The following is a 13,492-nucleotide window of genomic DNA, read 5'->3' as shown; positions in this document are numbered from 1 at the left end:
GCTCGGTGGGTTCGGCCGTGCTGGAGCGGGACGGGCTCCAGCCGTCGGGGTTGACCGGGCCGGTGGCCCGGGGGGCCACCGGGGCCGTCACGTACGTGGGCAGCGGGACCGGAACCGGCTCCCAGCTGTCGCCCCGGGCCGGTCCGCGCTCACGTTCGCGCTGCTGGTCCACCCATTCGGCGTGGTCGGTCTGCTCGACCAGGGCGCGCCGGCCGGCCTCCTGCGGGGAGACCGGTGGGGCGGGGTCCGGGTCCGGACCCGCGGCGGCCTCCGGCTCGCGGCGGCGCGGCCGGGCGCTGTCGTGGTGCTCGCGCAGCCGCCGCGCGGCGGCCTCGGCCCGGCGCTGGTCCATGGTCACGGCGAACCGGCGCCGCTCCTGGACGCGCAGGTGGACGATGTACGCGCTCAGCAGGACGGCCGGGACCGCGGGCGCCCACAGCAGGCGCAGTCCCCCGACGGCGGCGGCGATCGCGCCGAAGGTGAAGGCGAGGAACAGGATCGCGGTCGTGCGCCGGCGGCGGGCGAGGACCTGCAGCCGCCGCTCGCGCCGCGCCCGCTCCTCGCGCTCGGCGGCCGCGGATCTCGGCTCCGCCCTGGTCGGGGACATGCCGGTGGCCCGGGCGTCGGCGTCCACGGAATTCACCGTTTCCGTCGCGGCGTCCGGGTCCGCGTAGGGCTCCGCCTGCTCGCCGCGCTCACGCAGGTCCTTGGCGTAACGGCGCTCCATTCCCGCCCGGCCGGAAAGCAACCGGATGGCGGTGGAGAAGCGTTCCGTCGGACGGGCTTCGTTCAGCTCGTCCTGCCTCCGGAGCCACATGGGCACCAAGTAGGCGGCCCAGGCCCCGACGATGACTGCGTAGATGAGGCCGCTGCTGCTCACATCTCACACCGTAGAGGGGTACGGGCGAGGGCATCGGCCAATTGGGCCGGTGTGTCGCACGATCTGGCTGATATCACGGACTTTTTTTGTGATTCTTCGGATCAGGTTATGGATGAAAGGGGACCAGAATCGAACGTATTTGCGATTCCCCATGCCGCGACGACTATTTCTGCGACTGTCCCGCCCGGTGCCAGCGGTTCAGCAGGCCCTCCGGGACCTCCTCGACCGTGAGGGCGTAGACCAGGTGGTCCCGCCAGGCGCCGTCGATGTGCAGGTAGCGCGGGCGCAGGCCCTCCTCGCGGAAGCCGAGCTTCTCCACCACCCGGCGGCTCGGGCCGTTCTCCGGGCGGATGCACACCTCGATCCGGTGCAGGCCGACCTTGCCGAAACAGTGGTCCACCACCAGCGCGACCGCCGTGGGCATGACCCCGCGGCCGGCGACCTCGCGGTCGACCCAGTAACCCACGTGGCCCGCACACATCGAGCCCCAGGTGATCCCGGCGACCGTCAGCTGGCCGACCAGCCGGCCCTGGTACTCGATCACGAACGGCAGCATCCGGCCGGCGTTCGCCTCGGCCCGCAGGTGGCGGACCATCTGACGGTACGTCGGCCGCTGGACCACCGGCCCCCAGGGCGCGGGCGGCGGTACGGTCGCCTCCCACGGCCGGAGCCATTCCCGGTTGCGCCGGTTCACCTCGCGCCAGGCGCGCTGGTCCCGCAGCTTTATCGGCCGGAGCGTGACGTCGCCGTCCACCAGTACCGCCGGCCAGGTGGGTCCGTTCAGCTCGGGCTCCCCGAGCTCGGGTGGTCGCCGCCGCGGATCTGGTCCACCGCGTGCAGCAGGATGCGGTCCAGCACCGCCAGCCCGTCGCGGACGCCGCCGGTGGAGCCGGGCAGGTTCACGATCAGGGTCCGCCCGGCCACGCCCGCCAGGCCCCGCGACAGCGCCGCGGTGGGCACCTGCGCCAGGCTCTCGGCGCGGATGGCCTGCGGGATGCCCGGGATCTCGTGGTCGAGCACCTTGGCGGTGACGTCCGGGGTCCGGTCCGTCGGCGAGATCCCGGTGCCGCCGGTGGTCAGGATGACGTCGTAGCCGGCGGCCACACCCTCGCGCAGCGCCTGCTCCACGGGGTCCCCGTCGGGGACCACCCGGGGGCCGTCCACCGCGAAGCCCAGCCGACCGAGGCCCTCGGCCAGCAGCGGGCCGCCCCGGTCGGCGTAGACGCCCTGCGAGGCGCGGTTGGAGGCGGTGACCACCAGGGCGCGCAGCGCCGGCCGGTCCGCCGCCGGGCCGTGGCTGTGGCTGTGGACCTCGCCCCCGCGCGGCGCGTTCACGACCGGGTCCAGTCGCCGGACTTGCCGCCGGTCTTCTCCTCGACCCGGACGTCGGTGATGACGGCGCCCTTGTCCACGGCCTTGACCATGTCGATCACCGTGAGCCCGGCCACCGCCACCGCCGTCAGGGCCTCCATCTCCACGCCCGTACGGTCGGTCGTGCGCACCGTGGCGAGGATCTCCACGGCGTCGTCGGCGACCGTCAGGTCGACCTTGACCCCGGAGACGGCCAGCGGGTGGCACAGCGGGATCAGGTCGGGAGTCTTCTTGGCCCCCATGATCCCGGCGATCCGGGCGGTGGCGAGGGCGTCGCCCTTGGGCACGCCCTCGCCCCGCAGCAGCTCGATCACGCGGGGCGAGACCAGGACGCGGCCGCTGGCGCGGGCCGTCCGGGTGGTGACGTCCTTCTCCGACACGTCGACCATCCGGGCCGCGCCGGCCTCGTCGATGTGGGTCAGCCTGCTCTGGGTACTCATTGCTGTGCCGCTCCCGCTCTGGGCCCCGCAAGGGCCTGTGTGGTGCAACACGCTACCCGTACCGGGCGGGCCTCAGCCGAGCAGGACCACGTCCAGTTCGGCGCCCGGCTCCACCGAGGTGACGTCCTCCGGGACGACCATGAGGGAGTCGGCGTGCGCCAGCGCGGCGATGAGGTGCGAGCCGGATCCGCCGACCGGGGCGACCGTGCCGGTCGGGGCGTCGTAGGCCCCGCGCAGGAACTGCCGGCGTCCGGCCGGGGAGCCGAGCGGCCGGTCCGCCTTGAGGGTGGCCCGGACGACCGGACGCGAGACGTCCGGCAGGCCCATCAGGGCGCGGATGGCGGGCCGGACGAACAGCTCGAAGGAGACGTACGAGGACACCGGGTTGCCGGGCAGGGCCAGCAGCGGGGTGTGGTCGGGGCCGATGGAGCCGAAGCCCTGGGGCTTGCCCGGCTGCATCGCCAGCTTGCGGAACTCCATCCGGCCGCCGTCGACGTCGCCCTCGCCCACCGCGGTGAGGGCCTCCTTGACCACGTCGTACGCGCCGACGCTGACGCCGCCGGTGGTGACCAGCAGGTCCGCCCGGATGAGCTGGTCCTCGATGGTGGCGCGCAGGGTGTCCGCGTCGTCGGCTACCGCACCGACCCGGTACGCGATCGCGCCCGCGTCCTTGGCGGCGGCGGCCAGCGCGAAGCTGTTGGAGTCGTAGATGGTGCCGGCGGTGAGGGCCTCGCCGGGCTGGACCAGCTCGCTGCCGGTGGACAGCACGACCACCCGCGGGCGCGGCCGGACCCGTACGGTGCCCCGCCCGATGGCGGCCAGCAGGGCGATCTGCGGCGGTCCGAGGACCGTGCCGGCGGCCAGCGCCAGATCGCCCGCCTGGACGTCGCTGCCGCGCGCCCGGACGTGCGCCCGTGCCGCGGCCGGACGGTGGACACGGACCTCGCCGGCGGCGCCCTCGGGCGCCGCGCTGGCGGGGGTCATGCCGGCGGCCGCACCGCCACCGGTGCCGCCGTCGGTCCACTCGACCGGGACGACGGCCTCGGCACCGGGCGGCAGCGGGGCGCCGGTCATGATCCGGGCGGCCTGGCCGGGGCCGACGGTGGGCAGCTCACCGCTGCCCGCCGCGACGTCCCCGATGACCGTGAGCACCGCGGGGAACTCCTCGCTCGCACCCTGGACATCGGCCGTGCGGACGGCGTAGCCGTCCATGGAGCTGTTGTCGAAGGGCGGCAGGGCGACGGGCACGGTGACGTCCTCGACCAGGACACAGCCCTGGGCGTCGAGCAGTTGCAGCTCGATGGGTTCCAGCGGCCGGACGGCGGCGAGGATGTCCGCGAGGTGCTCGTCCACCGACCACAGACGCTGCCGGCCGGTGTCCTGCGGTGCGGGGCTGGTCAAGGTCCTACATCTCCTCCGTGACGTAACGGTGAAGCCAGGTGCGGAACTCCGGGCCCAGGTCCTCGCGCTCGCACGCGAGGCGGACGATGGCCCGCAGGTAGTCGGCGCGGTCCCCGGTGTCGTAGCGGCGGCCCCGGAACACCACACCGTGCACCGGACCGCCCACGGTCTCGTCGGCGGCCAGCTTCTGCAGGGCGTCGGTGAGCTGGATCTCCCCACCGCGGCCCGGCTCGGTCTCCCGCAGTATGTCGAAGATCGCGGGGTTGAGGACATAGCGTCCGATGACGGCGTAGTTGCTCGGCGCGTCGGCGGCGTCCGGCTTCTCGACCAGACCGGTGATCCGGACGACGCCGTCCTCGTCGGTGGCCTCGACCGCGGCGCAGCCGTAGAGGTGGATGCTCTCCTGCGGGACCTCCATCAGCGCGATGACGGAGCCGCCGGTGCGCTGCTGGACCTCGACCATCTGGCGCAGCAGCGGGTCGCGCGGGTCGATCAGGTCGTCGCCGAGCAGGACGGCGAAGGGCTCGTGGCCGACGTGCGGGGCGGCGCACAGGACGGCGTGGCCGAGGCCCTTGGGGTCGCCCTGGCGGACGTAGTGCATGGTGGCCAGGTCGCTGGACTCCTGGACCTTCTTCAGCCGGTCGTCGTCACCCTTGGCGACCAGCGCGGACTCGAGCTCGTAGTTGCGGTCGAAGTGGTCCTCGAGCGGCCGCTTGTTACGTCCTGTGATCATGAGGACGTCGTCGAGACCGGCCGCCACCGCCTCTTCGACCACGTACTGGATCGCCGGCTTGTCCACGACCGGGAGCATTTCCTTCGGTGTGGCCTTCGTCGCCGGGAGGAAGCGAGTGCCGAGGCCCGCGGCCGGGATGACGGCCTTAGTGATCACGGGGTGCAACTGAGTCATGGGCAGAACCATAGTGGGTCAACGAAGGTGAACGTTTAGTTCCGGTAAATTCGTCCGTTTTTACCCTGATAGATAGCGGTATTTTGGAGTCGGTTGTGGTAGAGAACCCTTTCCGCGGGCCCTCCCCCAAGGCGGAGATGCGCCGTGAACTGATCGCCGCCCGACGGGCCTTGGCCCCCGGCGCGGTCGAGGCCGCGGGCCGCGAGCTGGCCCGGCAGGCACTGGCCCTGCCCGAGCTGGCCCGGGCCGGCACGGTCGCCGCGTACGTCTCCGTCGGCACCGAGCCCGGCACCCGGGACCTGCTCGACGCGCTGCGCCGGCACGGCGTACGGGTGCTGCTTCCGGTGCTGCTGCCCGACAACGACCTCGACTGGGCCGCGTACGAGGGCCCCGCGAGCCTCGCCGAGGTGGCGCACCCCGGCCGGATGCGGCTGCTGGAACCCGCCGGCCCGCGGCTCGGCCCGGACGCCGTGACGGGGGCCGACACCGTGCTGCTGCCCGGGCTCGCCGTGGACGGGCGCGGGATGCGGCTGGGCCGGGGCGGGGGCTCGTACGACCGGGTGCTGGCACGGCTGGCGGCCGCCGGGGCCCGGCCCGCGCTGGTGGTGCTCCTCTACGACGACGAGGTGGTCGCGCGGGTCCCGGAGGAACCGCACGACCACCCCGTGCAGGCGGTGGCGACCCCGTCGGGGGTGCGCCGCTTCGGCTGACGCCCGGCCGTCAGGGGCCGGGCGTCGGGGCCGGCCCCCGGGGGCCGGCCGTCAGGGCTTCAGCGTGAGCGTGTTCACCGTCGCCTTGTCGACGGCCTCCTTGCCGAAGGACCAGTCCAGCAGCTCGCCCTTGGCCCACAGATCGGTCTGGTCGGTGTAGTGCGAGTGGTAGGCGTGGCCGCTCGCGCCGGTCAGGTTGATCCAGCGGGACTTGTCGAGGTCGTTGAGGTTGACCACCATCCGCATGGACGGGACCCAGGTGACCTCGTAGCCGCTGGCCGCGTTCCAGCCGGTGGCGTTGACCGTGGCCTCGCCACCGCCCAGGTTCCACGGGCCCCGGTTGAGCACCCACTGCAGGAAGCCGGGGCCCTCGGTGCCGATGGTCTGGTTCTTCAGCCGGAGCTGGTGCAGCCGGCCCCAGCTCCAGGTCTCCGGGTCCTTGCCGAGCTTGGCGGTCAGCTCCCAGCGGGCGTCCTTCATGGCCCGGGCGAACAGCTCGTCGCGGCTGGTGGTCGCCTTCTCGTTGCGCAGGGCCGGGGACTGCCACCAGGCCGACTTCTCGTCCTTGACCAGGCGGCGGACCACCTCGAACCAGCGGTCGCCGCCGTCGGGCTGGGCCGAGTCCGGGCCGCGCTGGCCGCACTCGCGGACCACCTCGGTCAGGTCGTCGGCCAGGCCCTGGGTGTCCGCCTTCACATTGCGGCAGTCGCCCTCGACGCGCAGCTCCTTGGGCATCTTGTCGCCGAAGGCCAGCTTCAGGATGTTGCGCCAGACCGCGTTGAAGTACGCGGCCGCGGCCGAGTCGGGCTCCTGGGTGTAGTTCCAGCCGTCCAGCAGCTTCTGCGCCGTGCGCACGTCCGGGTCGGCGACCTGGATCTTGGTGAGCATCGGGGTCAGCAGCGCGGCGATCTCGCTGCTGTTGTCCATCTGCATCTTCTGCATGTCTTCGGTCGAGATCTTGCCGCCGTCCTTGATCTTCGCCTCGATCAGGTCGTTGATCCGCTGGCTGCGGGCGCCGTAGCCCCAGTCCGTGGTCAGCGTGTACGGGTACTTGCCGGCGCCGGACTCCACGACCGCCTGGTTGGCGGTGACGATGTAGCCGCGGGCCGGGTTGAGCTCCCAGGGCAGCTCGTTCTGCGGGATGTACCCGGCGTTGCCGTCCTTGCCGCCCTTCCAGGCGTACTTGGAGTCCCAGCCCGGGGCCGGCATCCGGCCGTCGCCCTGGTTGCGGACCGGGATGCGGCCGGGGGCCTGGTAGCCGATGTTGCCGCCGGGGCCCTTGTTGTCGGCGTAGATCAGGTTCTGGGACGGCACCTCGAAGTCGGCGGCGGCGGCCCGGAAGGACGGGAAGTCCTTGGCGCGGTCGAGCTTGAAGATCGCGTCCATCGACCGGCCCGGGTCCAGGGCCGTCCAGCGCAGCGCGACGGCGTAGCCGTTGCCGCGGTCCGGGGCGGCGCCGGCGACCGGGGCACGGGTGCCGACGGTGCCGAGCTCGTCGCTGCGGTCGGAGATCAGCGGACCGTTGTTGGTGGTCCGGACGGTGATCTTCTTGCTGGGGCCGCCGGCGACCTTGATGGTCTCCTCACGCGTGGTGAAGGGCAGCACCTTGTTGTCGTAGACGTAGCCCTCGGGCCGGACCTGCTCCAGGTAGAGGTCGGTGACGTCGGCGCCGAGGTTGGTCAGGCCCCAGGCGATGTCGGCGTTGTGGCCGATGATCACACCGGGCATGCCGGAGAAGGTGAAGCCGGCGACGTCGAAGGTGCAGCCGTTGCCGGCCGTGCGGCAGTGCAGGCCCATCTGGTACCAGAGGGACGGCAGCTGCGGGGCCAGGTGCGGGTCGTTGGCCAGCAGCGGCTTGCCGGTGGTGGTGTAGCGGCCGGAGACGACCCAGGAGTTGGAGCCGATGCCGCTGCCGTTGGGGCCGAGCAGGGCCGGGATCTTGTCCAGGGTGTCGGACAGGGCGCCGAGCTGGCTGCGCACGCCCTGGACGGCGCCGGAGGCCGTGGCCGGGTCCGGGGCGGCGCCCACCTTCCGGCCGGTGCCGCCGTTCACGGCGGAGCCGCCGCCGGAGCCGGTGGCTCCGGTGCCGGTCGCGCCGGTGCCGGTCGCGCCGGTGCCCGTGGCCCCGGTGCCCGGGCCGCCCTGGGGGACGTACGCGCCGGCCTGGACCTTGCCGCCGTCGGTGATCGCCTTGTTCCGGTCGAACGGGTACGGCGGGTAGAGCTCGTCGATCTGCTGCTGGCTGAGCTTGCCGGACATCAGCGCCCGGTCGATCTCGTCCTGCATGTTGCCGCGCAGGTCCCAGGCCATCGCCTTGAGCCAGGCCACGGAGTCCACCGGGGTCCAGGGCTCGGGCTGGTAGTCGTCGCTGAGCTTGAGGGCCGCGTGCTCGACGGACAGGTCCTTGCCGGACCTGCCCTTGAGGTAGGCGTTGACCCCGTCGGCGTAAGCCTGGAGGAACTTCTTGGTCTCCGGCGAGAGCTTGGTGTCGTACTCGGCCTGCGCGACCTGGCGCCAGCCGAGCGTGCGCAGGAACGCGTCGGTCTCGACCTGGCCGGAACCGAACATCTCCGAGAGCCGGCCGGCGGTGAGGTGGCGGCGTACGTCCATCTCCCAGAACCGGTCCTGCGCGTGCACGAAGCCCTGTGCGCGCATCAGGTCCTCGTCGGAGTCGCCGTAGAGCTGCGGGATGCCGTAGGCGTCGCGTTTGACGTCCACGGGGGCGCCGAGTCCGGGGAGCTTGAGGCTGCCGGTCGTCTGCGGGAAGGAGGAGCGGAGGGTGTCCGCGCTCCAGTAAGCCCCGTAACCGAGGCCCGCGACGAGCGCCAGCACCAGGATGAGCACGATCAGACGGGCGCGTCGTCCCTTCTTCTTGGCGGAAGGGGCGGATTCGTTGGCGGGCATCGCTGTCCTTAGAGGGGCAGGGTGGTCCTGATGGTCCTGAGTGCTTGGGAGCAACCATAGGCGCAGCGCCGTACCTGTTCGGACGCGGTGTCAGGGACGAGGGCGAACGGACGTTTCACAATGTGGCTAGCGAGTCAAGAAATCGTCAAAGATTAGGTAAGGTAACGAAGTACTTGCCGCCGGAGGAAGGATCCGGCAGGCGCTCCGGGGAAAGGACCGCCCACTGACTGTCCACCAGCTCAACGAGCTCATGCTGGTCTGCTCGCTCGTGCTGCTCGTCGCCGTGGCGGCGGTACGCGTCTCCTCGCGCAGCGGACTGCCCAGCCTGCTCATCTACCTCGGCATAGGCATCGCGATAGGCCAGGACGGCATAGGCAACGTCGTCTTCGACAACGCGGAACTCACCCAGGTCATCGGCTACGCCGCCCTGGTCGTGATCCTCGCCGAAGGTGGTCTGGGGACGAAGTGGAAGGAGATCAGGCCGGCCCTGCCGGCAGCGATCATGCTCTCGCTGGTGGGCGTCGCCATCAGCGTGGGGGTGACCGCCGCCGGAGCGCACTACCTGGTCGGGCTGGAGTGGCGGCAGTCGCTGCTGATCGGCGCCGTCGTCTCCTCCACGGACGCGGCGGCCGTCTTCTCGGTGCTGCGCAAGGTGCCGCTGCCGGCGCGGGTGACGGGCGTGCTGGAGGCCGAGTCCGGCTTCAACGACGCCCCCGTGGTGATCCTCGTCGTGGCGTTCGCCACGCTCGGCCCGGTGGCCCCGTGGTACGTGCTGATCGGCAAGATCGCCCTGGAGCTGGCCATCGGCGCCGCGATCGGCCTGGCGGTCGGGTTCCTGGGCGCGTACGGGCTGCGGCACGTCGCCCTGCCCGCCTCGGGCCTCTACCCCATCGCCGTGATGGCCATCGCCGTCAGCGCGTACGCGGCCGGCGCGCTCGCCCACGGCTCCGGCTTCCTCGCCGTGTACCTGGCCGCCATGGTGCTCGGGAACGCCAAGCTGCCGCACTGGCCCGCGACCCGGGGGTTCGCGGACGGGCTGGGCTGGATCGCGCAGATCGGCATGTTCGTCCTGCTCGGCCTGCTGGTCACCCCGCACGAGCTGGTCAACGACTTCTGGCCGGCCGTCGTCATCGGCCTGGTGCTCACCATGGTGGCCCGGCCGCTGGAGGTCTTCGTCAGCCTGCTGCCCTTCCGGCTGCCCTGGCAGGAGCAGGCGCTGATGTCGTGGGCGGGGCTGCGCGGCGCCGTGCCCATCATCCTGGCCACCATCCCGATGGTGTCGGGGATCGAGGGCAGCGACCGGGTCTTCAACATCGTCTTCGTGCTGGTCGTCGTCTACACCCTGGTCCAGGGGCCGACGCTGCCGTGGGTGGCGCGCACGCTGGACCTGGGCCGCCCGTCGGACACCCCGGCCGACCTCGGGATCGAGTCGGCCCCGCTGGAGAAGCTGCGCGGGCACCTGCTGTCGTTCGAGATCCCCGGCGGCTCGCGGATGCACGGCGTGGAGGTCAGCGAGCTGCGGCTGCCGGCCGGGGCCTCGGTCACGCTGGTGGTCCGGGACGGCAGGAGCTTCGTACCGCTGCCGTCGACCGTGCTGCGGCGCGGGGACGAGCTGCTGGTGGTGGCGACCGACCCGGTACGGGACGCGGCCGAGGCGCGGCTGCGGGCGGTGGCGCGGGGCGGAAAGCTGGCGGGCTGGCTGGGGACCGGCGGTTAGAGCGTCGTTCTAATTTGCGCGTTTTCGCTGGCGTGCGCGGCCTTTTGCTGCGATTTACCGCGATTCAAAAAGGCGAAGCTCTTGTTAATCGCAGGTGAAGACACATCTTGTCGCCGCAATCACAGGGCGTAGCGTCGGCATTCCCTGTACCATGAAGGCACACCACAACAGAACCAACTCTGCCTGACGCAGAGCTGGCGCGACCGCTCGGCGGCCGTGGCTCCCTCCCGCAGTGGGCGCCCCTGGTATCACTCGGTCCTGCGCAAGAGGACAGCTCTCGGAGCTCCCACACCGTACGGGTGCGACCCACAAGGCACGCACCGCCCGCAGACGGGGACGCTCTACCAGGCAGCGGAAAGGCAAGGCCGTGACATCCGCGGTCACGACCGAGAAGGACAAGTCCGAGACGTCCTCCCGCGCCGGTTACGGGCAGCTCCTGCGCACGCCCGGTGCCCTCAGCTTCGTCGTCCCCGGCTTCGCCGCACGACTCCCCTTCGGGATGCTGACCATCAGCATCCTGCTGCTCGTCCAGCACACCACCGACTCCTACGCCAAGGCCGGCATCGTCGCCGCCGTCACCGGTGTCTCGATGGCCGTGTCGGCCCCCGTGATGGGCTGGCTCACCGACCGTTACGGCCAGAGCGCCGTCCTGCTGCCGGTCGTCCTCCTGCACGGCGCGGCCGTGGGCGGACTCACGGCACTCGCCCTGATCGGCGCCCCGGTGTGGGCGCTCGCGCTGGCCGCCGTCCCGGCCGGCGTCTCCGTGCCGCAGGTCGGCGCGATGGTCCGGGCCCGCTGGGCGACCCGGCTGGAGGGCTCGCCGCTGCTGCCGACGGCCGCCGCGTTCGAGTCCGTCACCGACGAGTTCACCTTCGTCGTCGGCCCGGTCCTGGCCACCGCCCTGTGCACGGGCGTCCACCCGGCCGCCGGTCTGGTGACCGAGGCCGCGCTGACCGTGCTGGGCGGCCTGTTCTTCGCCGCGCAGCGCGCCACCCAGCCCGAGCCGCACGGCCGCACGGCCGGCGGTGAGCGGCACGCCTCCGCGCTGTCCTTCGCCGGCCTGCGCGTCCTGGTCGTGGGCTTCCTCGGCATCGGCGCCGTCTTCGGCGGCATGCAGGTCTCGCTGGCCGCGTTCTCGCACGAGATGGGCAACCCGGGCGCCAACGGCCTGCTCTACGGCATCTTCGCGGCCGGCAACATGGTCGCGGGCATCGCCTGCGGCGCCATCGCCTGGAAAATCGGCCCGCGCCGCCGGCTGCTGCTGGGCTACGCCGGCCTGACCGTCGCCGCGTCCCTGCTGTGGACCGCCGACTCGGCGGTGCTGCTGGCCGGGCTCGGCCTGCTGGTCGGTCTGTGCATCGCCCCGGCCTTGATCACCGGCTTCACGATGGTCGAGGCCCTGGTCCCGGCCGCCTCGCGGACCGAGGCCTTCACCTGGCTGACCGGTTCGGTCGCCTTCGGCCAGGCGCTGGCCGTGGTCGTCGCCGGCCGGCTGACCGACGCGCACGGCTCCACCGCGGGCTTCCTGGTCCCGCTGGCGGCCACCGCGCTGGCGCTGGTCACCCTGGTCTCGCTGCGGGGCAAGCTGGCGCCGAAGGCCCCGACCCGCATCGTGAACGCCTCGACCGCGGCTCGTGCGGAGCGCTCCGAGGAGCGTGGCATCGGTCACCGCGTGCCCGTGACGGTGGACTGAACCGGCGGAATACGTCACCATGGAGCGTCGTTAGCACTCACTGAGTCAGAGTGCCAGGAGGAAGATCGTGCCGACCTACCAGTACCAGTGCACCGAGTGCGGTGAGGGCCTCGAGGCCGTGCAGAAGTTCACGGATGACGCCCTGACCGAGTGCCCGAGCTGCAAGGGACGCCTCAAGAAGGTGTTCTCCGCGGTCGGGATCGTCTTCAAGGGCTCGGGCTTCTACCGCAACGACAGCCGTGGCGCGTCGTCCAGCAGCACGCCGGCCGCCTCTTCCTCTTCGTCCACGACGTCGGCGTCCTCCTCGTCCACGTCGGGCTCCAGCTCGTCCTCGTCGGGCACGTCGGCCAAGCCGGCCGCGGCCGCCTCGTCGAGCAGCAGCACCCCGGCCGCCTGACACTCCGGCCGCCTGACGCGCGCGCCCGAAGGCCCCGCTCCCCTTCCCGGGGGGCGGGGCCTTCCGCTTTCCGGTGCGCCGGGGGCGCTGGCTAGGGTGTGACGCATGGTGAACGCAGAGATCGGCGTAATCGGCGGTTCGGGCTTCTACTCCTTCCTCCAGGACGTGACCGAGGTCCAGGTGGAGACCCCCTACGGCCCGCCCAGCGACTCCCTCTACCTCGGCGAACTTGCCGGGCGCCGGGTCGCCTTCCTGCCCCGCCACGGGCGTGGGCACCATCTGCCGCCGCACCGGATCAACTACCGGGCGAACCTGTGGGCGCTGCGCTCGCTCGGCGTGCGCCAGGTGCTCGGGCCCTGCGCGGTGGGCGGCCTGCGCCCCGAGTACGGGCCGGGCACGCTGCTGGTGCCGGACCAGCTGGTGGACCGGACCAAGTCCCGGACCCAGACCTTCTTCGACGGGCACCCGCTGCCCGACGGCACCGTCCCGAACGTCGTCCACACCACCTTCGCCGACCCGTACTGCCCGGTCGGGCGCGGGGCGGCGCTGGCGGCGGCCCGTGGGCGCGAGTGGGAGCCGGTCGACGGCGGCACGATGGTCGTCGTCGAGGGGCCGCGCTTCTCCACCCGCGCCGAGTCGCAGTGGCACGCGGCGATGGGCTGGTCGGTGGTCGGCATGACGGGCCACCCCGAGGCCGTCCTCGCCCGTGAGCTGGGGCTGTGCTACACGTCGATGGCCCTGGTCACCGACCTGGACGCGGGGGCCGAGACCGGTGAGGGGGTCTCCCACACCGAGGTGCTGAAGGTGTTCGGGGAGAACGTCGGGCGGCTGCGCGAGGTCCTCTTCGACGCGGTCGCGGCGCTGCCGCGGACCGAGGACCGCAACTGCCTGTGCACGCACGCGCACGACGGCTGGGACCTGGGCATCGAGCTGCCCTGAGCCGGGGGTCGCCCCCCGTGGGGGTGACGGAGTTTTCCACAAGCCGGGGGTCGTCCACAGGGCCGGGCGGGGTGGGGGCGGGTGCGGGGATCGTGAGGGGTGTTCCCGAGGTGCGGGAGCTTCTCACGAGGGG

The 13,492-nt window shown here is 72.2% G+C and carries 12 protein-coding genes; 5 read left to right on the top strand and 7 right to left on the bottom strand.

Features of this window, described 5'->3' with window-relative positions; all coding sequences use genetic code 11:
* The 6 genes from EF918_RS23470 to galU form a co-directional block, all read right to left on the bottom strand.
* On the bottom strand, positions 1-880 hold an 880-nt coding region (locus EF918_RS23470), incomplete at its 3' end, for a hypothetical protein (RefSeq protein ID WP_125650134.1).
* Between the two features lie 163 nt (positions 881-1,043).
* Positions 1,044-1,664 (bottom strand): GNAT family N-acetyltransferase, encoded by a 621-nt coding sequence (locus tag EF918_RS23465; RefSeq protein WP_125650132.1) that lies wholly within the window; start codon positions 1,662-1,664, stop codon positions 1,044-1,046.
* Positions 1,661-2,149, bottom strand: a complete 489-nt coding sequence (locus EF918_RS23460; protein WP_125650138.1) for a molybdenum cofactor biosynthesis protein B — start codon at positions 2,147-2,149, stop codon at positions 1,661-1,663. Before EF918_RS23460 ends, EF918_RS23465 begins: the two co-directional genes overlap by 4 nt.
* Before the next feature lie 62 nt (positions 2,150-2,211).
* The gene (moaC, locus tag EF918_RS23455) at positions 2,212-2,691 is read right to left on the bottom strand and encodes a cyclic pyranopterin monophosphate synthase MoaC (RefSeq protein WP_125650130.1); all 480 of its coding nucleotides are present in this window, start codon (positions 2,689-2,691) and stop codon (positions 2,212-2,214) included.
* A 72-nt stretch (positions 2,692-2,763) separates the two neighbouring features.
* Entirely contained in the window at positions 2,764-4,092 is a 1,329-nt protein-coding gene (gene glp / locus EF918_RS23450; RefSeq protein ID WP_125650128.1) for a gephyrin-like molybdotransferase Glp, read from the bottom strand.
* 4 nt (positions 4,093-4,096) lie between these two features.
* Entirely contained in the window at positions 4,097-4,999 is a 903-nt protein-coding gene (galU, locus tag EF918_RS23445; protein WP_125650126.1) for a UTP--glucose-1-phosphate uridylyltransferase GalU, read from the bottom strand.
* Between the two features lie 137 nt (positions 5,000-5,136).
* On the opposite strand from galU, the gene EF918_RS23440 reads away from it, so the two are divergent.
* On the top strand, positions 5,137-5,709 hold the full coding sequence (locus tag EF918_RS23440) for a 5-formyltetrahydrofolate cyclo-ligase (RefSeq protein ID WP_125650136.1): 573 nt from the start codon (positions 5,137-5,139) through the stop codon (positions 5,707-5,709).
* 51 nt (positions 5,710-5,760) lie between these two features.
* Here the strand turns inward: EF918_RS23440 and EF918_RS23435 are convergent, their stop codons facing one another.
* Positions 5,761-8,613, bottom strand: a complete 2,853-nt coding sequence (locus tag EF918_RS23435) for a penicillin acylase family protein (protein WP_125650124.1) — start codon at positions 8,611-8,613, stop codon at positions 5,761-5,763.
* A gap of 250 nt (positions 8,614-8,863) precedes the next feature.
* Between EF918_RS23435 and EF918_RS23430 the strand changes: the two genes are divergently transcribed.
* From EF918_RS23430 to EF918_RS23415, 4 genes are all read left to right on the top strand, one after another.
* Positions 8,864-10,330 (top strand): potassium/proton antiporter, encoded by a 1,467-nt coding sequence (locus tag EF918_RS23430; protein ID WP_260610548.1) that lies wholly within the window; start codon positions 8,864-8,866, stop codon positions 10,328-10,330.
* Between the two features lie 367 nt (positions 10,331-10,697).
* Positions 10,698-12,023 carry an MFS transporter gene (locus EF918_RS23425; protein ID WP_125650120.1) on the top strand — a complete coding sequence of 442 codons (1,326 nt, stop codon included), beginning with the start codon at positions 10,698-10,700 and terminating at the stop codon, positions 12,021-12,023.
* 67 nt (positions 12,024-12,090) lie between these two features.
* Positions 12,091-12,420, top strand: a complete 330-nt coding sequence (locus EF918_RS23420) for an FmdB family zinc ribbon protein (protein WP_125650118.1) — start codon at positions 12,091-12,093, stop codon at positions 12,418-12,420.
* Positions 12,421-12,525: 105 nt separating this feature from the next.
* Positions 12,526-13,359 carry an S-methyl-5'-thioadenosine phosphorylase gene (locus EF918_RS23415; RefSeq protein WP_125650116.1) on the top strand — a complete coding sequence of 278 codons (834 nt, stop codon included), beginning with the start codon at positions 12,526-12,528 and terminating at the stop codon, positions 13,357-13,359.
* Positions 13,360-13,492 lie beyond the last annotated feature (133 nt).

Source organism: Streptomyces sp. WAC06614 (assembly GCF_003949795.1).
GTDB lineage: Bacteria > Actinomycetota > Actinomycetes > Streptomycetales > Streptomycetaceae > Streptomyces.
Note: the sequence above shows the minus strand (reverse complement) of the source record. Positions and strands in the feature narration are given on the sequence as shown.